Raw genomic sequence first — 19,795 nt, 5'->3', positions numbered from 1 at the left:
TGTTACATATTTTTATTTGGATTTATCCAAACCTTATAGGTTTTAAAAACCTATAAGGTTTAATTTCATCCGACGTTTAGACTTTTTCTTTACAGCCGTCCTCATACATTATAAAGACGGAAAGAATTAAAGTACGATATTATTCTTCGGAGTGATGGCTGGCGGAAGATCAGATTCATCCAGCATATCCCTCATATCGATTTCAATGGTACGGCTGATCTGAGTGATAGGAACGTCATTGGGACTTCCTTCAAAGGGATTTACCGAGGCCTCTCCCACACTGTCCAGTGTATGAAAACACCATGTCACGAGTAAAGAAAATGGGATATTAAACCATAAAGTTAAGCCTTCTAACGATGTTCCTTCACCTAATTTATCAAACTCTTTCAATAATCCGAAAGGCACGAAAACAATGAATAAAAGCAAAAGATAGGTTGTGATGGAAGAGAAATTTCTCGGATAAGGAAAGTTTTTAATTCTTTCAGCTTTTCCCTGATTATCTGTAAACTTCACCAATTGCTGGTTGATCTGTGTCCATTGAAAATCATTGATTTCTCCCTTTTCGTAGGCTTCAGATAAAACTTTACTCTGTCTGGCCATCAATTGGGTAGCTCTGTTTTTTTTGCTTATGATGTACTGAAGTTCATGTTCAGAAAGATATTTTTTCAATTCTTCATCCAATGTGACCAATCTCTCCGGAATATCATATTTTTTAGCATATTCATCAAACTGATCTGATCCCATGTTTTCCCATGCTCTCGGTTCACGAAGCTGAAATCTCAATGCGGTAAGCCATGCATAATGACGAAGAAACATTTCTTTTACTTTATCAGAGTCTTTGGAAAGAAGTGCATCTCTCAGGATATATCCAAAACTACGGCTGTCATTAATAATAGCTCCGTAGATCTGTCTTGCTTCCCAGAGTCTGCTGTAGCTGGCATTGTTTTTAAATCCAACAATAAAGGCAACTGCTGTTCCCATAATGGCAATCGGCTGCCATGGAACGGAAAGAAACCTCAAGCCCAAAAAGTAGAGGACTGTAGGGATTGCCGATAATATAACCAAAGCGTAAATGCTCCGTCTGGTCCAGATAATGAACTCGCGGGCTCCGAATCTTTTTCCTGAATGCATAAGTGTTTATTTTTTAGTGTTTAATATATTTTCAAATGATTTTTCAAGAGCATTCAGCAGCAGTTTTATTAGTTTTTGGTAAACGGAATATTATTATAAAAACCAATCTGAATCTGTCCTCGGTTTCTGTTCTCCTGAATCTGGTTCATATACCCTGCTTCAATTCTCATATTTTTATTGATGACATATCCTAAGGCTCCATAGACTCTGTTTCTGTCGAAAACCGGACTGTTGAAGTGCAGAAAAATTTCATTATATACTGATGCATAGAGGGTTTTAGGAAGCATCTCTTTTTGAGTAATCGGTATATTCAATCCTAGCATATAACGGAATCTCATTCTGAAATCATCTTGAAGAAAACGTTCTTCCAAACGGTAACGATGCTGAAGATAGAAACGTCCGAATTTCTGTTTGGTGATAAACTGCTGGAAAATTCGGTGTTCAATATTTTCTTTTTTTTCACCGTTTACATAAGGCTGGCTGAGAATGAAACCGTATCCCAATAAAACATTGTTGTTATTTTCAGTGAGATCATACCCAACTCCTGTACGGATCAGTAACTGTTCAAGATCTCCAAGAGCATCAAAATTACGGTACTGAATTTCATTGTGCCAGTTCAGCTTCTTGCTGATTTTGTTGTTTCCAAAATACATATACCATGCTCCCAGATCGTTTTTTTGAGCAAATGTCAAAATAGATCCCAAACCTAATACTGTGAATGCCAACTTCGTAAAAATCTTTCTCATGTTTATCAATTACTATTATCTATCGTTTTTAACAAAATTAATATTTTAAATCAATAACAGCAAACAATATTTTATAAGTTACTTTAAAGAAGTACGGATGCAATGGTCTGCATCCGTTTTTTTTGTAAAACATTATCCCGGAACCTGTTCTGTCAGGACAAAACTTTCATTCTGGTCAAAATAATTACAGGTCATTTCATTCAGATCCATTGTCCAGCCATTGATTCCGTTTTCGGCACAGTCTTTACAGAAAGTCATGTAGTCTGTTCCTCCTTGTTGATGTAATTTTAGCCTGGTTTTAAAATTTTCAAGGTTTAAAGTTTTGGAAATGGGAAGCTCATCATATTTGCTGCCGGTCTGTACAGATTGGTTTTCATTATTAAAGTACCTGGTATTTCCATCTGAGACATATGTTTTGTAATGAGAAACCCCCAATGCTTTTATAGCCTGAATATATTGGGGAAAATCGGCTCCGCTTTTTACTTTCTGATGTTCTGCTTTAATGTTTTCAATTGTAAATTTCATTCTTTTGTATTTTCTGTTTGTTACTGTAAATTATTGTTTTTCATAAACACCCTTCTGGGATTCTGCTTTTCAAAACAACTGCTAATTTAATCAGAAAATATAAATTTCATTTAATTTTTAATAAAACATCTGCATGAATGTTTATTCAAACCTGTCTTTTAAATAGTTCATATCTGCAATTTTACTTTCTATGGCATATACCACTAAACCCGCAGTATTTTTGGCTCCTGTTTTCAGCAGAAGGCTGTTGCGGTGGCCCTCAACGGTTCTGGAGCTTATAAAAAGCTGATCAGCAATCTCAGAAGTATTGTATTGTTTGCAGATGAGTTCCAATACTTCTTTTTCTCTTTTGGAGATATGATTGGCATCAAAAATACTGGAAACTTTCTTTTTAGGTTCTATAAGGTTTTGATGGAGCGCTTCCATTACCTCATTATTATAAAAGAAGCCTTTGCTGTGTACTTCCCTTATTGCGGTGAGCAATTCTGCAGGGCTTGAGTTTTTTTTAAGAAAAGAGCAGGCTCCTGACTGTATCATATTGACGATAAATGCTTTTGTATTATAGCTCGTTAATGCAATAATCCTGATCTGAGGATATTTGATATGGATTTGTTTGGTTGCTTCTACTCCGTTAATTTCCGGCATATTGAGATCCATCAGGATAATATCAGGCAGTTTTTCAAGGGTTACAAGCTCGTCCAGCAGCTCTTTGCCATTACTGAAATCACTTACCAGTTCAATATCTTTTTCTCTCTGTATCAACAATGAAATTCCCTGGCGAAAGAGTGCTTCATCGTCTACAATTATTACACGAATTATGTTATTCTCCATCTTATAATGATTTAAAATGTAAATTCTACAGCGATTCCTTTATTATTTTCACTTTCAATTTTTAGTGTTCCACTGATTAGTTCTACCCGGCTTCTGATATTTCTTAAGCCTAATCCTTCTTTCAAAGTATTTTCATTCAAATTAAATCCTTTACCATCATCTTTATAGATACAGGTATTTTTACCGTCTTTTCCCAAAAATTCTATATCGATATGTGTACTTTCCCCGTGTTTTATGGAATTGTTAATGAGCTCCTGAAGTATTCTAAAGATATGCAAATTTTTTTCTTCCTCTGCTTTTGCAAAGTACAGACTATTGGAATAAGTAACCTGCAGGGTTTTGGACAGGTTTATTTCTGAGCACAATGCATCTATTGCCGCATGGAGTCCGAATTTTTCCAAAATTGGGGGAAGGAGATCATGTGAGATCTGCCTGGCACTTTCTGCAGTTTTGTTGACCAGATGTATGATTTTATTTTTCAGATCATTGTATTCTTCTCTGGTTAAATTATCAAAATCCAGAAGATGGATATTCAAAGAAACCACACTGAGTTTTGAGCTGATATCATCATGCAGATCCTGGGCAATCCGCAGTCTCTCTTTTTCCTGAGCACTGATAATGGCGTGGGTAAGATCTTTCTCATATCTCACCTCCAGCTCTTTTTTCTGAATAAGGTTTCTTGTTATTTTCTTATTCGAAAAATAATAAAATATGATCAGGGTAACCGCCAGTAAGGTAAATGCCAGAAAGGTATAAACGATAGTGGAAATAATTGTATTCTCATTCATTTTGTAAGATCATAACAGTAATTACACATTTTTTTTACGGGAAGAAAGATATTCAATCAGAATAAAAATCTGGTACACAATAAACATAACAACATTGAATACCCAAATCTCTTTATGCAGTTTTCTGTTCATCACCGTATAGAGGTTTCCGGACAAAAATATTACGGTACTGCTTATCAGGTAAAGTAAAAGTCCCAGGCTTATATAATTGTATTTCTTTTTGGTATCCAGTATATTATATAAATGAAATAATGCCAGAATGATAATAGAATAAGAAGTGACAAATATTTCGAACAGATTAAAAACATAATACTTTTCGGGATATAATATATACTGTATAACAAGAACTACAGGAATGATGATTAAAAGTGTACGTGCTGTTTTTTTCTGGTATTTTTCCGTTAAAATTTCATGAAAAAATAATCCCAGTAACAAAAACTGCCCTATCAGATAATAATGTGAGAAAAACAGATTATTAATCTTCTGTGAATTCAATACATAGAAAACAATTTCACATAGTAATATCCATGCCAAATAGCTGATGAAGAATATACAGGCTCTTCCTCTTCCGGAAAAGCCTATACAGTATACTGCCAGATTAATCAGCAGAATGCCTTTTCCAATTAACGACAATATTTCTATCCAGTGATCCAATGATCTCTAGTTTTCGGATTACAGATTCCACCATTTTGCAGTGGAGCATACGCTTGGACAAGGTGTGGTCATATCATAAACATAATCTCCCTTATCATAATCTACAATATCATTATCATATGCATCCACTCCTACCATCAGAAATTTAAATTCGCCTTCATCGGTAATGGCATTGTATCCTCGATATCTTTCAAATCCTTTGTCTTTAATGAAAATATCATAGATATCCTTTGCCGGGATAAGATGAGCCCGGATAGATGTTCCATCGATAATTTTTGTATTCTGCCAATTGCTGATCCATTTTTTAGCATCTTCCAATAAGACTGCATGTTTAGGTAGTTCCATAGTTTTTCTTGTTTTAAATTATATAATAGGTTTGAATAAAGTGACCGTATCTACACATTACAAGTTATAAAAAAAATAACCATACCGTGAAATAAATTGATTTCAATTAACATAATATTCATTTTTCAAAATTATTACAATAATAAATATCCAAACTGCGTATTTCTACGCATTTTTCAATTCAGCATTTAATACGCTGTTATCAGTTTGTATTTCTAAGTTATTTTGTGGTATCATTTACAGGAAAATCTCGTGAGTAGATCAACAATACAGGAAGCGTATGACCTTCTGTTAATATTAAAAATCTGTATCATGAAAAAAATTATCTCTTTTGTAATTTTTGCTTTATTAAGAAATATTTCAGCATTCAGTGCCCAGAAACTACCGTAATTTTTGAAACTTCAACTGGCGGCAGCACAAGCTTTACCGGTAGAGGATATACATTCAGTATTGTTTCACAGGCCGGAACTTTTAGAATTCAAAGCAGTTATCCGAACACCGGCTGGAACGGAGCAGCCCATGACATTATCTATATTGACAACACAGGAACAACCAATATCAGCTCTCCTTCTTTCAGTGTTAAAAGAAGTTCTGCATTCACTGTATCAAAGTTTTGGGTATTCTTAAGCAATACTGCTTTAAATCAGTCTACCTCATCAGGAACGCTTATCATTACAGGAAAATCAGGAGGAGTTACAAAGTTTACCATTACAAAAGCCTCCGGTTTTAATACGACATTCAATGCAAAAATGGGAACAACAGACATTAACAACGGATTTACCCTGATTGATCTTACTACTTTAAACAATCAGAATAACAGCAATACTATCATTGATGAGCTTCAGCTGCAATCTACCGGAGGATATGTCTATATGTGCCTGGATGCATTTACATGGACAAAAATTTCCACACCGGGTACTTCAGAAAACACTGTCAAAGACAAGATCAATATTTATCCTAATCCAACTTCCGGTGTCTTCTATTTGGATAATCTGAAGAAAAATAACAAAGTTTCGTTATATGACCAGTCTGGAAAGCTTGTAAGGTCAACAGATGCCAAAAAAAGTGAAAACAAGTTTGATATTAGTGAGCTGCCTGACGGAATGTACCACATCACAACAGAATCAGGAAGCGACAAAATCATTAAAAAGAAATAAAAAATACAGCTAATAAATAAAAAAGCCGACAAGGCCTGCCGGTTTTTCCAATATTTTGAATACAAAGATCAATTTTATGGGTGCTGCTGCATTTTAGCAGGATCATCATAATTTACCATCCAGTTGATTCCGAACTTATCACTAAACATTCCGAAATAAGCGCCCCAGAAAGTATCTTCCATAGGCATTGTTACCTGTCCTCCTGCAGAAAGACCACCGAATAATTTGTCTGCTTCTTCTTTAGATTCAGCATTCACAGAAATTGAGAAGTTGTTTCCTGCCTTGAAGTTGGAAGACCATTCTCCTCCTGTATCACTTCCCATCAAAATCGTTTCTTTAGAGATCGGAAGTGAAACGTGCATAATTTTGTTTTTGTCTTCCTCAGGTGTTTCTTTTCCCTCTAATGGAGGCATTTCCCCAAATGTTCCTATGTAAGGATATTCTCCTCCGAAAACAGATTTATAAAAATCAAATGCTTCTCTGCAGTTTCCGTTGAATGTCAGGTAAACGTTTACTGTTGCCATAATTGTATTGATTTGTTTTTTTAAGTTTAGCTTTTTTATTGTGGTTTTTCGGATAGTGCTTTTAATCTTGAAAGCCCTTTCTGGTAATCTTTTCCAATAGCATTCTCCATATTCACAAACAGCTTTATCAAGGTAAACGGATAAGGTATCTCTGAGGTAAATCCCCATGTTGCCTTTGTTCCGTTTCCTTCCGGAACTAGTACTACATAAGCATTTGCTTCACTTTCGTATGGCGTAAGAAATTTGATTTCCGTATCGATTCTTTTACCTGCTTCATCTACTTTTTTCAATTCCTGACAGCCTTTTCCTGCATTTTTATTTTTACTGTCCCAGCAAACTTTTTCTCCAGGCTGTCCATTTGTTCCGGTCCAGTCTTTTTTCATCCCCGGATCAAGGTCATTCCATGGACTCCATTGATCCATTGCGTTGAGGGTATTGGTATTTTGCCATACTTTTTCTACCGGTGCATTGATAGAAACCGACTTTTCATATTTACAGTCTCCCGAAATAAAAGCAGCCCAAACCAACAAAAAGATTAATAATGTAGCTAAAAGTAAAATAATTCTTCTAAATATTCTCATCATACGTGTGTTTTAATTATTATCTGTGCTGATCTATAAGAATCATGTTTCCATCAGGGTCTTTAAGATAGATATGTTCCGGTCCGGAGGTGGTTTCATCAGCTTCTTTTCCGATTTCTACTCCACTTTCCTTTAATCTTTTCTGGATTTCACGCACATCGTCAAAAGATTCGAGATTCTGTGCATTTTCGTCCCATCCGGGATTAAAGGTAAGCATATTTCCATCAAACATCGCCTGAAAAAGGCCTATCAGTGTAGATCCGTTTTTCATGATCAGATAGTTTTGTGCTTCTGTTCCTGCCATGGTTGTAAATCCAAGCTTCTCATAAAAGTCTTTGGATTTCTGAAGATCTTTTACGCTTAAACTGATTGAAAATGCGCCTAGTTTCATAATAGTAGTGAGTTTTTATTTAGGTGTTTTTTGAGTATGAGTTCGTGTTACTGATTTTTCAGATGGGTCTTAAATTCTAGGGTTTCGTCATAACTTTTCCAATCACCTGTAAGTTCAATGTGCTGCTCTTCAATTTTCTCTGTTTTCCTGTTCCAGCTAAAGTGATAGATAAACTTTCCTTTAAAAATTCCGGAATGTTTTCCTTTATTCTCTTCCGCCAGCACATATTCTCCGTATACTGTTCCCTGTTTTCTGGAATCTTTATATTTTGAAATGGTAATTTTTCCTTCAAATTTTGCATAATTGGTATCCACAAGAGAGTATCCTGAAACAAAATATTCCTGATCATTCTTTTTATTCTGTTCAGAAATATTGATTTTCAGTTTCAGTTCCTGGCCTTTGTTTCCAATAGTTCCTATGTAAGGTTTACTATTGTTCAGCCATGTATTGGAAATATCCGGCATCTGACCCAATACAACATTGGCAGTCAGAATGAGAAGCAATACAATTTTTTTCATATTGTGTGATTTTTAAACGCCAAATTGTGCCAGGTGATGGTTCAGGTGCTTGGCAAACATATTATTCCACTCCTGAGCATTTAATTTACCAAAAGAAAAAGATTCTTTACCGTCGAACGCATCTGCCCCCAACTGCTGTGTCTTTTGAATAAACCCGATCAGTCTTGTTTTTTCTTCATGAAAATTCTTTCTGGTGGTAATCAAAAATTGTGGAGCGGTAGGAGAATCTTTTGGATATGCTTTTTCGCCCACTACTTTAGGTTTTACGAAAGTTTTTAGTATAAATTTTGCAATAGCTCCGGGCTTTTTGTGTTTTTCCGGCTCGTAGATCATTTCATAGGTAATACAACAGTGCGCCAACATCTGGTCTACTGTCATTTTGCCCCACAAACCATGGGTGTCTTCCACTAACTTATTTATTCTATCAATATAGTTTTGAGCATCTTTTGCATCAAATACATTTTCCATATAATTTCTATTTTACTATGAACAAATATATCAGTTTTTTTGTTTGATTGTATTGTTGACTGAAAAAATTGAAAGCTGCGAGTTCAGGCATTAGGGTTGTAGGTTTACGTATTACGCAGAGAGGGGATCCTGCAGCTAAATAATAAGCAGCCAGCAGCCAAAAACTATTCAATCTCTTCCTGAGAAGTATTCTCCACCGCAGTTTCCTGTGGTGCAGATTTTTTGAAAATAAACCAGAGTTTGATTTTTAAAGCAATCCACCCGATAATAGCATATATTGCTAAGAGGATGCTTAGGTGTTTCAGGTAAGGAAACGTAAGTTCTACTGAACCTTTTTGAATCAATAAAATTTTGAAAGCCTGTAAAAAGGGAGTTAACGGAATGATATTCGCGATAAACTGAACAAAAGCAGGCATTGCACTCAAAGGCCATGTAAAACCACTGATGATGAAAGCTGGTGAAGCAATAACCATAAGAATCTGTGTTGCCTTCAAAGCGTCCGGAATCAGAATACTGATAAATACGCCCAAAAATGAAACTGATCCTACAAAAACGGCAGTCAAAAGAATAAAATTAAAAATTCCTTCCGGCATCGGAACCCTGAAGATCATATGCATAAAGTAATAAATACCTACAATAAGAATAGAAAACACCCAGATTGGAATCACTTTTATCAGCATGGTTGGGAAAGCCCATCTTTTCATTTTGAGATATTCTTTTACAAAAGACCCTCTTTCAAATTCGGCAGCAAAACTTACCGCCATTGCCAATAAAATTACCTGTTGTAATACCACAGCCAGCATCGCCGGCCACATGAAAATGAGATAATTTCCGGTAGTATTGAATAGCGTTATATAATTGGCTTTGAAAGGTTCATATTGTGTAGCTGCTTTTGCAGCAGGCATTCCAGCTTTCTGAAGGGCTTTGATGGAAGCTCCCGCAGAAAATGTACCAATGGTAAGCTGAAGTGCTTTGGAAGCAAAATTGGCCGTTAAAACATTTCCTGTATTGATATACACATTCAATTCAGGATATTTTTTCTGCAGCATATCTCCTTCAAATCTTGAGGGAATAATAACTACAGCAGCAGCCTCATGTCTGATCACCTCATCTTTGATACTGAGAGGTTCCTGCAGATATCTGATAATTTTAATGCTTTTATTATCATCCAGCATTTCTGTCAATTGATTGGATAAAGGTGTATTATCCCTGTCGATAACAAGAACTGGAGTATTTTCAACTTTTCCGCTTTTATAGACAAACCCCAGCAACGTTGCATAGAAAACCGGTGCCAAAAAGAACACCGTCCTTAAGGTAGAATTGCCGATAAAAAGTTTGAACTCACGTTTCAAAAGACGGAAAAATTCTTTCATCTGTATATTTTTATAGGTGGAAGAACGAAATGAAACTTTAGAGAAGCTTCATCTGTTCTTTTCAATTTATTTCAGGATTACATTGGCATTGACTAAAATACTTTTAGCCTTATTCATGTCTTTGGGTTTTACTTTGATCTCGTAGATCGCATCCTGTAACTGGTAGTCAGGGTAAGCTGTAGTGATATCCGCATATTTTGTCAGCTGTTTGATATACACGATAGTTCCTGTCAGGTTTTCTTTGTTGTAAACTACCTGCATGGTGACCTCCTGCCCTTTTTTGTATTTTGAAATAGCGCTTTCCGGAATGGTAAATCTGAAATAAGTACTTTCCGGAATATACCCGTTGAACAGTGCAAAACCAGCGGTTGCAAGCTCGCCGGTGTTTAAACTGATGGTTTCAATCTCCATATCATTGGTAGCAATAATATATCTTTCGGAATACGCTACATTAGCTTCCTGCAAAGCTCCTTTGGCCTGTGAGGCCTGACCGGCTGCCATTTCTACTTTTTCGAAACGGGTTCCTCTTTTTACATCATCCAGTTCTGCAACTACAGCATCGTATTGAGCTTTTGCGCCTTGCAATTTTGCGTAAATTTCGTCATGAGCCTGTGGAGACATTAAGCTGTCTCGGAACATATTATTGGCTCTTTTATAAGATTTCTGAGCAAATTCATACTGTTCCTTGAGTCCTTTATATTTGGCCTGAAGCTGCCTCATCTGATCGGCAGTAGCTCCGTTTTTGGCCATTTGTTCCTGAGCCGTCGCAGCGCTTACTGCACCTTGTGCCTGTGCAATTTTTGCAGAAACTTCCGGAACATCAAGCTGAGCAAGCGTATCTCCTTTTTTTACGGTCTGACCTTCAGAAACATATATTTTCAGAATCCTTCCGGTAACTTTAGGGGCAAAAGAGATCACATCCTTTTTGGTTTTCCCTTCCGGTTCTTTGATTTTTTCATTCTTTTTGTCACAGCTCCCCAATAAAAACAGAGCAGCGAAGAGTATAGATATATTTTTATGCATCATTTAAATTTTTAAGGGATTAAATAAAATTTGGTGATATCCAGTTCCTGGGTAGACCTCATCAGTTCTATTCCCGCTCTTCTCTGGTTGAAAATGGCATTCTGATATTCCAGTTCTGCAACTTCAAGATCATTTTCGGCATCAATAAGCTGTGAAGATTTACTCATTCCGTATCTAAATTCTTTTTCTGCCTGCACGAGTGCATTTTTTGCCAGCTCTTTTTCCTTAGCTTTCAGCGTAATCTGTGCAGAAGCAATATCATAATTGGTTTGATTATTGGCAAGATTCAATGTCAGTTTTTTCAAAGCATCTTCTTTCTGATTCTGTAATACTTCTTTTCCTACTTTGGCGGTTTCTTCTGCATGTTTTCCTTCTTTCCCGTCAAAAATTTCCCATTTAAAACCAACCCCTGCAGTAATCAATGGAAATACATTGATATTATTGGGTCTCCAATCCAGTTTTTTCCCTTCATATCCAAGAATGGGAACAGCTGGAATAACATTTTCTGAGGATTTTATTCTGTTTCCGTACAATCCGAAATAATAGGCAGAAGCCATCAGCTGTACTTTAGGAATCATCCATGTTCTTTCTGCTTTTATTTTATAGTCTGCAGCACTGATTCCATGTTCCAGAGCACGAATTTCGGCTCTTTGCTCTATCCCTTTTTCTGCAGCCAGCAATTCCACCGGAGATAATACAGGATCAATCATTCTGAGCCTTTCTCTGTTGATTCCGGTTAAAATATAAAGCTGGGTAAGAAGCAATTCTTTTTTCCCTTCATATTCTACCATTTTGGCATCTAAAGTAGCCTGGGCCAGCTCAATTTTCTTATGGTCATAAGGTGTTATCAAACCATAACCAAGGGCTTTATCGGCTGTTTTTCTGTTGATATCAAGCCTTTTTTTACTTTCATCGAGAACCTTTTTAGACTGATGAATCAGTGCGAGCTGATCATACGCTTTAGAAATAGTGGTAATCACCTCATCTTTTGTTTTCTCCAGAAGGATATCTTCAGACTTTTTCTTTTCCTCCACGGCTTTTTTCATGTATTTCACCTTTCCTCCTGAATACAGAAGCATTTTGGCATCTGCCTTGGCAATACCGGAAAAACCTGATACGTTGAAGTTATTATTGAAAGTCCCTTCGGGAATATTGATGAAGGGAGCAAGATTAAATTCGGGTGACGTCAGTCTTGCTGTTCCGTTGAGATAACCTGCCTGGCCACTCAATTCCAGTGTTGGAAGAAAGATATCTTTCAGTTTATGTTCATCAAGATCGGTAAGTTTGTTTTGGGTAATCTGCATTTTAAGGTTCGAGTCCCGAACCATCGCACTGTCCAGAAGTTCTTTAAAATCCGGCGCAGACTGTGCCCAGCCAAAAGCGGGGAAAGCAAAAAAACTAAACGTAAAAATCAATAAATTGTTTTTCATGGTTTATGTTTACAACAAATATAATGCAAAAATTGTTAAAATCTTTAAAGATAATTCTACAATACAGTGAATTTAAACTAAGTTTAAAATTTGTTTAGATTTAAAACCCTGCAAAATAAAGTTTTGCCCAAAGCGTTTAAATGTTAATTAAAACTTAAAAAATTTAAAAAAAATAATTAGCTCTGCTTTTTTCATACTCTTTTTATTGTATTTTTCTGAGGAAATAAAAGGAGTAAAACAAGGTTTTATTTGAAAAACTAAGTTTGAATTTTGGAAGATGACTCCCGAAGAAAGACAAACGAGTGGATAAACTTTGAAAATATATAATCTGCTCTCTGTCAAACTGAGTGTAAGTTTAGGCTAAAGCCAAAGGGGCTTAAATCTTTTAATTAAATGGGCTAAAGCCCATTTCTATTGAATAAAATTGGACTTATTCTCTTTATAAATTTTAAAAGCTGGATTTCTGCGGAACGATAAGCGGAGTAAATAAACTTTGAAAAAACAATCTTTACTGCGAGAGATCATGTTCAATAGGAACGGACTTTAGTCCGTTTGGAAAAAAATTAAACTTCAATTGGCTTTAGCCAAAACCTAAAATACAACGCAGTGTTCGCAAAAGCATTGTTGATAGATTTGAATTCGTTCGCAAGGGCGTTTCACTTAGCAAAGAAATGACGAATTATTTTACCCTGAAAAAAACGAAAACTCCCCACATGCTGTGAGGAGTTTTCTGTATGATTATAATAAGCTGATTTATTTTTGAACTGCTTTTTTCATGGCAGCATCAGGACGCAGGATTCTGTAACGAACTTCGATATCTTTCGGTACATAGAATACCAATGGAAGTTTACTGTTGTATCTTACGATTTCAGGTTTTAGCGTGACGAATTTTTTAGTCGGTTTTTTATCCAGACAACCCATCAGTGTTCCTGCTGTTTCGCCGTTAGATTCTACTTCATAATAGTTGTATCCCCATCCTTGAAGATCCTGTGTTTTCATTTCTCCCATTAAGAAATAGTTGTTACAGTCTAACATTTTTTCAGCCCCCACAAAAAGCTCAACTTTTAAGTCGTTTTCATTTTTTGCTACGGGAAGCTGAATATATACTTGTTTATATCCTTCTTTTGCTTTTGGGAACATTTCAATTTGTAGTTTTTCAAACTTTTCTGCTTTCTTTTGTGCGAAAGCATTTATTCCAGCCATTAATACTAATCCTGTTATTAAAGTTTTAGAAAATTTCATCTTTTAATAATTTTTTTAATTGCTACTATATTAATTCCAAAAACCATTCCACAATTAAACGAATGTTTGAATTTTAGAATTAATTCTATTTTTACTGAAAATCCGGAAACAAAAAACAGCAGTAAAAGTTACTAGAGTTCTTGTTGTATATCCATTACTCTGAAATTGTCACATTACTTCCCTTTGTGTGAGCATTCATCTGGGGTGCGTAATAATTCTGCATGGTTGTAATTCCATTGGAGAATGTACCGGATGCATTGGCTACTACATCATACTCAAATACATATTTTCCTTTCGGCATATACTGAATATAGAAATTGGTAGAAGCATCTTTGGCAGACTGATAGTATCCCAGATTATTTTTCCACTGATACCCGGATAATACATCTACAGGCTCAAATCCTGCTGCACGCATATCTCTGATATGAATAAACTCCATCGCTCTGTCTGTGTTAAGAATCATTCTAACGGTAATTTTATCTCCTACTTTCAACGGTGTTTCAGTTGAAATTTTCTGCAGCTCTTCACCGTTTACGGTTTTCACTTTTTTATACAGTTCTTTCGTTACAGAAATATAGCTTTCAGAAGATTTGATTTTATCGATATCTTCGTAATACTGCCAGAACAATCCTCCCTGAACAATTCCCGGGCCGGGTTTTATAACGGTTACAGTAGCTAAGTTTTTATCTACGGTCTCTGGTTTCACAGTTGATTTTACATAGCCTGCTGCCTGCGTCTGCGGTGCGACTTCTTTTCCACCCCAAACAATAGTAGCTTTATCACTTTCTGCTCCGGTCCATGATTTTCCTGAATTCAAAATGGTAAAGATCACCTCAGCAGTTCCTCTTGAGCTTCCCCACGAGTTCACTTCTTTTTGGGTTACCAGCCAGATTTTCATGTCTTCAATAAAGTTTTGGTCGTTAGATTTTAACGTATTGAAAGCTTCCAGTGCTCCGGCATGGTTAACCACTTTTGAACCAAACCATCCCCAGTCATTCAGATTTTGTTTCCAGTAAACCCCTTGTGTTTTGGTATCTGTAGAAGTTTCTTTAAGATAGGTCATCAACTTTGCAGACACCTCTTTCAGACCATAATCGTTCATTAATAATGCGGCGCGGTGAAGTCCGAAGAATGTAAAATCGGTGATTTTCGCTGTTTTTGCTTTTTGTTTTACCAACGTTTTCAATGTAGCCCCTTTTCCTTTCAATGGATATTGCTGTTCCCAATAGTTTCTGGTATCAAGATAATCCATTGCCCAGTTGTTCCAGACATTGTCTTTTTTCACATCATAATATTTGGCAACCTCATTGTCTACATACTGAATCAATTGAGCTACAAGCACTTTTTGATCTGTACTTTGATAGTCTTTCACATTATCTTTTAACCAGGAATTGATTTTTCCTAAATTTTTAAGGATATACAATGATGTTCCGTAAGAGCTTGGGTAACCAGGATACCAGGAGAATCCACCATCAGGATTCTGTAGTTTTTTGAAATCGTCCCAATCCTGATTAATGGAGTTTTTCATCGTATTGACATCAAACAGCAATGCCAGTTTCTGCATCTGCTCTCCTTCATTTTTGCTTTCCAGCACCCAAGGCGTTTCTTCCAGCAACAGCTGTTTCAGTTCCTGATTTTTTTCAAGGTTTGAATGTAATAATCCTTTGTTCTGATATTCTTCAAAAACCGTTTTCATTTTCGGATTGGCTTTGAATATTTCTGAAGCTAAAACATCAGCAAACCATTTATTAAAGATTACATCGGCAGAATTATTCTGATCATTTTTAAGGCTTGGAAGGGCAAACATGATCTCCCAGATCGGATTGGTTGTCAGTTCTAATGTATTCGAAACATTAGAAGCTGTTGTGGATGTATTATTTTTAAGGTTATCCAGTACAAATGTTTTGGTTTCGCCTTCTTTCACAAAAACCGGAACGGCATCAGTCACAAGCATTCTGTTAGGTAGTACGGCCACCGCCTGTTGTTCTCCGTCAGAATAAGCTCCTGCTTTGGCCACCACTTTAAAAATGATCGAAGAAACATTGTCCGGAGCTTTCAATTTCCATGTCAGTGCGCTGCTTCCGTTTTCATTCAGGTTAAAATTTTGTACTCCTGAAGTGATTCCGAATTTCGAAGAAATATTTTCATTGGTAAAGGCATCCAGAATCTGTAATTCGGCAGAACCATTAAGTTTTTTATCGGTAAGGTTGGATAGTTTCGACTGTAGGTTGAGTTCATCTCCTTCTCTCAGGAATCTCGGATAGTTAGGCGTTACAGAGAATTCTTTCTGCGTTACCACTTCTTTTTCCAACGTAGCTGCTCTTGCATCTTTGGTGTGGGCAAGGAACATCAGTTTCCATTTTGTCAGTGCTTCCGGAGAAGTGAATTCAAAACTTACATTTCCTTCGGCATCGGTTTTCAGATCCGGATAGAAGAAGGCAGTTTCATTTAGATTTTGGCGTACAGGAATTTTTTCAAGGTCCTTTCCATCCGAACCTTCACCTCCATTCGCGTCCTGTGCTCTTACTCTTGCAGCTGAGGCTTGATCATAGTGCTTATTAGATTTCTTTGTGTATCCAGTAACGACTACTTCTTCAATTGCAGCTTCTTTTGCAACCGCAGAAGGAGCCGGCATTACTGCATTGCTAACCATTGCTCCTGAAGCTTTTCCTTTTAGTACATAGTGATTAAAATCACTATCAAACCAGTTAAACTGAGGAACATTTATATATCTGTCTTCGAAATATCTCAATCTCTTCTGATAGTTTTGCTGCTGCAGGTAATTTCTGATTCCATAAGAGGTAATAATTACAAATGGAGTGTATAATTTTGTCCAGCTATAGCTATTGGTAGCAAACTGATCTAAAGACATATCGTACATATTCGCCAATACCTCAGCATTGATCTTTTCCTTATCATTTCCGGTTACTTTTACCGTCCATTTTTCTTTAGCATTCGGCTCCAACTTATCTCTGAAGGTTACGGTTTCAATTTTTAAAGGTTTTTCTGTGTCTTTTATTTTTAAAGAAACAGATTCTGTATTGACATCATTAAATGCTACCAGCTGAAACTGAAGATTCAGCTCTGAAACACTTTTATCTTTAGGAATTTCAGCCGTATATTCTAATATTCCGTTTTTCATCTGACGAACTTCTGAAATCGTTTTTCCGGAGCCGTCCTGAACAAAAACATTCACCAATGCATCAGGAACTGCTGAGTAAACATAAACTTTTGCTTTTTCTCCTCTTGATAATTCTTCTTTTGGAGCGATCACTGTAAGAAATGTTTTCTGAGTGGGTTTTAAAGCTGTTTTATCCCAAACACTGAAATACTGTGAAGTTTTGATGGTATCTTTTCCTTCCCTATTGAAAAGTTCAAGTTCATAATCTCCTGTTTCCAGTTTTCCTAAATCAAGATTCGTTGAAAGCTGAGCATTGTCAGCGGATGGCTGCTGTTGTCTTTCAACTAATACTTTCTCAGTTTTCCAGTTTTTAATTTCGTCATTTTTATCAAAAAGATCATGTGGGAATTTGCTGATGAATTCTTCTTTTGAATATTTCGGAAGGTTCTGAACATCAGATTTGAAATTATCTCTGAAAATTCTTTCCGGAGCCTTCAGTTTGGATAGTTTAACCTGATAAGGTTTCTTAAGATTCTGATCATTATAATTTTTGGTTTCCACCTTCAATTTCACGTTTTCGTCAGTAAAAATATTAGTGATATTTTCTGCCTGAATGTAATGAGAAACTGACGCTACTTTTAATTGGGTATCTGCGGACTGCGTTTCTCCATTGATGTCTGTCACAGAGGCATTGATGGCATAATTATCAATCTGTATTCCTTCCAGCTTTTCATCTTTTTTAAGTTCTAAACGAATTGTAAATTCTCCTTTCTCGTTGGTTTTTGCTTCGCCAAGAATTGAATTTTCATTATCATCATTCTGCGGATACCAGCTGAAATACCTCCATCTGATATTCTGTTTTTTGATTTCATAATTCACTGTGCTATTGCTCAGCGGAACACCGGAGAACATGACAGCTTTTCCTTTCAGTTCTATAGTCTGACCGTATTTGTACTCCTCTTTAACAGGGTCAAAGGTTACTTCAAACTTTGGTCTTTTGTATTCTTCTACCCTGAAATTTTTATATCCTGTGCTTTCTCCTTCTATTCTCAGATAAAAGTTTCCGTTCAGTTTTCCTTTTGGAAGAATAAAACTTCCATGATAAGAACCAAATTCATTGGTAGTAAATTCCTGTGAAGAAACCTCTTCACTATTGGTATTCAATAAAGTGATTTTTTGTTTTAATCCTGAAAGAACAGCTTCCACCTCCTTGTTGATTCTGGTATTGATCACTTTGAAATAAACAGTCTGCCCGGGACGGTAAATTCCTCTGTCTACAAAAATCTGAGCGGTTGAACGCGTTTGTTTATTTGGATTATAATCATCAGCATAGCCTCTGTTTCCATACACCTGCATGATCTGGAAATCATTTGTTTTAGGCTGTTGGATCAGGAAAGTTCTGTAATATTCTTTGCTGTCTGTAGCAGGAAGCTTAAATACTCCGCTGGCACTGGTTGTTCCCTCAATTTTAGTTAGAGTTTTATTGGAAACAAATTCATAAAATCGAAGACCTTCATTGGCTAAAGGCTTACCATTCTCACTATTAACCAATTTCAGTTCGTCAGAAAGAGGCTTTCTGTCTGTTTTGGACTGATAAATTATTCTGTTCCCGGAAACCAGAAAGTAAAAATTCTGTCTGGAGTCAGTATCTTTCATATCTGCTCCTGCAACGGTAAATTCTGCCACATATACTCCTGAAGGAAGTGGCTTCACTTCCAGAGAACTTGTATGGCTCTGATAATCTTTGGGATCCGGAAGCTGAAATTTTTCCTTTCTTACCAGATTCTTTTTTAGATTTCCGAAAGTATTGGAATAAGAGTTCTGAACGTATTGAAGCAGTGACGTAAAATCATCTTTTACTTCATAAATATTCAGGGTAAATTCTGATACATTCTTATATTGTGCAACAAAATGAATGGGCAGATTATTCTGAGTCTGAGATTCATATTTTAAATTCAGATAAGGATTGACAATCTGGACTTCTTTGCTTTTAATATTCTCCAGAAAAAGAGATTTTGGATATTCACTTTTAGCTTGTGCAGCCAATGCAAGAGCTTCTTTAGACTTCTTCTGATTAGTAAGCTCATCCATGACATCTCCCATGATCATTACTTTATAATCTCCTTCTACATTAGATTTCAAAAGAATCTGAAGCTGCTGAAGTTTATCCTTACAATGATTGAAGCTACAGTTTTCCGTGATCTTTTCTCTCATGAAATACAGCCTGGAATTTCCTGTATTCTGCCCGATCAGTTCATCATAAATTGCATTAATTGTTGTACGGTTGGCAGCCAGTTCATTTTTGGTGAAAATATTGTTTTCAGATAAAAATCCTATTTTCTTTACGCCATACCAATCTGATAATGTCGGGAAATAAGCGATATCTCCAGCTTCTGAAAAGATATTCTTATACTTTTCCAGGGAAATCTTTTTCATTTCAGGCTTCTCCTGATCAAGTTCCTGATAGTTTTTAGTCAGATAATTTTTAAAATCCAGCTTACTCCAGGTTTCAATCTGTGAAACGTCCTGCGAGTTGATATTGGTTCTTCCGTTTATTTTCCATGCATTCTGGTTGTAATAATCCATGAAAAAACCATTAAGCAGAACTTTAAATATAAGTTTTCCCTCTCCGTTTATTTTCCCTTCTGCATTTTTAAGTTTTTTGAAAAACCGGGAAGCATCATCATTCTGATCATCGTCCACTGTCTGGTTCACAATACTGAATTCCGCTTTCAGAGAACGGATCAGCTCGAAGGCATTATTTTCTTTCATGGCTTGTTTTTGTATGTCTAAAATAATGGGAAGATTAGATTTGTAGGCTCCTTTTGTACTGTTTTCAGCTACTTTTTTCCATTGGGTATCGTAATATTTCTGTGCGGACACCGTTGAAAAGCTCAACATTATAAGCAAAAGCAGAAAAATCTTGGAAAATCTTTTCATATATATT

Annotated in this window: 19 protein-coding genes; 1 reads left to right on the top strand and 18 read right to left on the bottom strand. The window is 36.1% G+C overall.

All coding sequences use genetic code 11. The annotated features are described in order from the left end of the window. Positions 1-126: 126 nt before the first annotated feature. From BW946_RS16695 to BW946_RS21820, 8 genes are all read right to left on the bottom strand, one after another. On the bottom strand, positions 127-1,131 hold the full coding sequence (locus BW946_RS16695) for a bestrophin family protein (RefSeq protein ID WP_076597245.1): 1,005 nt from the start codon (positions 1,129-1,131) through the stop codon (positions 127-129). Between the two features lie 68 nt (positions 1,132-1,199). Then, entirely contained in the window at positions 1,200-1,877 is a 678-nt protein-coding gene (locus BW946_RS16690; RefSeq protein WP_076597244.1) for a DUF2490 domain-containing protein, read from the bottom strand. Between the two features lie 132 nt (positions 1,878-2,009). After that, positions 2,010-2,402 carry a DUF1398 domain-containing protein gene (locus tag BW946_RS16685; RefSeq protein WP_076597243.1) on the bottom strand — a complete coding sequence of 131 codons (393 nt, stop codon included), beginning with the start codon at positions 2,400-2,402 and terminating at the stop codon, positions 2,010-2,012. Positions 2,403-2,543: 141 nt separating this feature from the next. Continuing rightward, positions 2,544-3,233: a response regulator transcription factor gene (locus BW946_RS16680; RefSeq protein WP_076597242.1), complete on the bottom strand. Its 690-nt coding sequence runs from the start codon at positions 3,231-3,233 to the stop codon at positions 2,544-2,546. Between the two features lie 11 nt (positions 3,234-3,244). After that, a complete protein-coding gene (locus BW946_RS16675) occupies positions 3,245-4,021 on the bottom strand; it encodes a sensor histidine kinase (protein ID WP_076597241.1) in 777 nt (258 codons plus the stop codon). Positions 4,022-4,042: 21 nt separating this feature from the next. After that, entirely contained in the window at positions 4,043-4,675 is a 633-nt protein-coding gene (locus tag BW946_RS16670; protein WP_083688899.1) for a hypothetical protein, read from the bottom strand. Positions 4,676-4,693: 18 nt separating this feature from the next. Continuing rightward, positions 4,694-5,020 carry a hypothetical protein gene (locus tag BW946_RS16665; protein WP_076597240.1) on the bottom strand — a complete coding sequence of 109 codons (327 nt, stop codon included), beginning with the start codon at positions 5,018-5,020 and terminating at the stop codon, positions 4,694-4,696. Positions 5,021-5,663: 643 nt separating this feature from the next. Then, positions 5,664-5,786 (bottom strand): hypothetical protein, encoded by a 123-nt coding sequence (locus BW946_RS21820; RefSeq protein WP_262484572.1) that lies wholly within the window; start codon positions 5,784-5,786, stop codon positions 5,664-5,666. Between BW946_RS21820 and BW946_RS16655 the strand changes: the two genes are divergently transcribed. Further along, entirely contained in the window at positions 5,770-6,177 is a 408-nt protein-coding gene (locus tag BW946_RS16655; protein ID WP_076597238.1) for a T9SS type A sorting domain-containing protein, read from the top strand. The genes BW946_RS21820 and BW946_RS16655 overlap by 17 nt on opposite strands. A gap of 74 nt (positions 6,178-6,251) precedes the next feature. On the opposite strand, the gene BW946_RS16650 is transcribed toward BW946_RS16655, so the two are convergent. The 10 genes from BW946_RS16650 to BW946_RS16605 all read right to left on the bottom strand — a co-directional run bounded on the left by BW946_RS16650 (position 6,252) and on the right by BW946_RS16605 (position 19,788). Further along, positions 6,252-6,701, bottom strand: coding sequence for a VOC family protein (locus BW946_RS16650; protein WP_076597237.1), 450 nt, complete (start codon positions 6,699-6,701; stop codon positions 6,252-6,254). A gap of 35 nt (positions 6,702-6,736) precedes the next feature. Beyond that, positions 6,737-7,285, bottom strand: coding sequence for an SRPBCC family protein (locus BW946_RS16645; protein ID WP_228402628.1), 549 nt, complete (start codon positions 7,283-7,285; stop codon positions 6,737-6,739). Positions 7,286-7,301: 16 nt separating this feature from the next. Further along, a complete protein-coding gene (locus BW946_RS16640) occupies positions 7,302-7,673 on the bottom strand; it encodes a VOC family protein (protein WP_076597235.1) in 372 nt (123 codons plus the stop codon). 47 nt (positions 7,674-7,720) lie between these two features. Then, entirely contained in the window at positions 7,721-8,191 is a 471-nt protein-coding gene (locus tag BW946_RS16635) for a hypothetical protein (RefSeq protein ID WP_076597234.1), read from the bottom strand. Between the two features lie 12 nt (positions 8,192-8,203). After that, positions 8,204-8,659 (bottom strand): DUF1569 domain-containing protein, encoded by a 456-nt coding sequence (locus BW946_RS16630; protein WP_076597233.1) that lies wholly within the window; start codon positions 8,657-8,659, stop codon positions 8,204-8,206. A gap of 164 nt (positions 8,660-8,823) precedes the next feature. After that, entirely contained in the window at positions 8,824-10,032 is a 1,209-nt protein-coding gene (locus tag BW946_RS16625; RefSeq protein ID WP_076597232.1) for an ABC transporter permease, read from the bottom strand. A 66-nt stretch (positions 10,033-10,098) separates the two neighbouring features. Then, positions 10,099-11,055, bottom strand: coding sequence for an HlyD family secretion protein (locus BW946_RS16620; protein ID WP_076597300.1), 957 nt, complete (start codon positions 11,053-11,055; stop codon positions 10,099-10,101). 11 nt (positions 11,056-11,066) lie between these two features. Beyond that, complete coding sequence (locus BW946_RS16615; protein WP_076597231.1) at positions 11,067-12,485, bottom strand: TolC family protein; 1,419 nt, start codon at positions 12,483-12,485, stop codon at positions 11,067-11,069. A 753-nt stretch (positions 12,486-13,238) separates the two neighbouring features. Next, positions 13,239-13,727 carry a serine protease inhibitor ecotin gene (gene eco / locus BW946_RS16610; protein ID WP_076597230.1) on the bottom strand — a complete coding sequence of 163 codons (489 nt, stop codon included), beginning with the start codon at positions 13,725-13,727 and terminating at the stop codon, positions 13,239-13,241. A gap of 154 nt (positions 13,728-13,881) precedes the next feature. Continuing rightward, positions 13,882-19,788, bottom strand: a complete 5,907-nt coding sequence (locus tag BW946_RS16605) for an alpha-2-macroglobulin family protein (RefSeq protein WP_076597229.1) — start codon at positions 19,786-19,788, stop codon at positions 13,882-13,884. Positions 19,789-19,795: the final 7 nt, after the last annotated feature.

Source organism: Chryseobacterium sp. RU33C (genome assembly GCF_900156015.1).
Classification (GTDB): domain Bacteria; phylum Bacteroidota; class Bacteroidia; order Flavobacteriales; family Weeksellaceae; genus Chryseobacterium; species Chryseobacterium candidae.
The sequence above is the reverse complement of the archived record's forward strand: the minus strand, read 5'-3'. Positions and strand labels throughout refer to the sequence as shown.

Bases quoted from the DNA above. Each gene is read 5' to 3' on its own strand.
- BW946_RS16635 (WP_076597234.1), bottom strand. From the start codon at position 8,191: ATGAAAAAAATTGTATTGCTTCTCATTCTGACTGCCAATGTTGTATTG.
- BW946_RS21820 (WP_262484572.1), bottom strand. From the start codon at position 5,786: ATGTCTGTTGTTCCCATTTTTGCATTGAATGTCGTATTAAAACCGGAG.
- BW946_RS16695 (WP_076597245.1), bottom strand. From the start codon at position 1,131: ATGCATTCAGGAAAAAGATTCGGAGCCCGCGAGTTCATTATCTGGACC.
- BW946_RS16645 (WP_228402628.1), bottom strand. From the start codon at position 7,285: ATGATGAGAATATTTAGAAGAATTATTTTACTTTTAGCTACATTATTA.
- BW946_RS16685 (WP_076597243.1), bottom strand. From the start codon at position 2,402: ATGAAATTTACAATTGAAAACATTAAAGCAGAACATCAGAAAGTAAAA.
- BW946_RS16665 (WP_076597240.1), bottom strand. From the start codon at position 5,020: ATGGAACTACCTAAACATGCAGTCTTATTGGAAGATGCTAAAAAATGG.
- BW946_RS16675 (WP_076597241.1), bottom strand. From the start codon at position 4,021: ATGAATGAGAATACAATTATTTCCACTATCGTTTATACCTTTCTGGCA.
- BW946_RS16680 (WP_076597242.1), bottom strand. From the start codon at position 3,233: ATGGAGAATAACATAATTCGTGTAATAATTGTAGACGATGAAGCACTC.
- BW946_RS16655 (WP_076597238.1), top strand. From the start codon at position 5,770: ATGGGAACAACAGACATTAACAACGGATTTACCCTGATTGATCTTACT.
- BW946_RS16630 (WP_076597233.1), bottom strand. From the start codon at position 8,659: ATGGAAAATGTATTTGATGCAAAAGATGCTCAAAACTATATTGATAGA.
- BW946_RS16625 (WP_076597232.1), bottom strand. From the start codon at position 10,032: ATGAAAGAATTTTTCCGTCTTTTGAAACGTGAGTTCAAACTTTTTATC.
- BW946_RS16690 (WP_076597244.1), bottom strand. From the start codon at position 1,877: ATGAGAAAGATTTTTACGAAGTTGGCATTCACAGTATTAGGTTTGGGA.
- BW946_RS16615 (WP_076597231.1), bottom strand. From the start codon at position 12,485: ATGAAAAACAATTTATTGATTTTTACGTTTAGTTTTTTTGCTTTCCCC.
- BW946_RS16605 (WP_076597229.1), bottom strand. From the start codon at position 19,788: ATGAAAAGATTTTCCAAGATTTTTCTGCTTTTGCTTATAATGTTGAGC.
- BW946_RS16620 (WP_076597300.1), bottom strand. From the start codon at position 11,055: ATGCATAAAAATATATCTATACTCTTCGCTGCTCTGTTTTTATTGGGG.
- BW946_RS16640 (WP_076597235.1), bottom strand. From the start codon at position 7,673: ATGAAACTAGGCGCATTTTCAATCAGTTTAAGCGTAAAAGATCTTCAG.
- BW946_RS16650 (WP_076597237.1), bottom strand. From the start codon at position 6,701: ATGGCAACAGTAAACGTTTACCTGACATTCAACGGAAACTGCAGAGAA.
- eco (WP_076597230.1), bottom strand. From the start codon at position 13,727: ATGAAATTTTCTAAAACTTTAATAACAGGATTAGTATTAATGGCTGGA.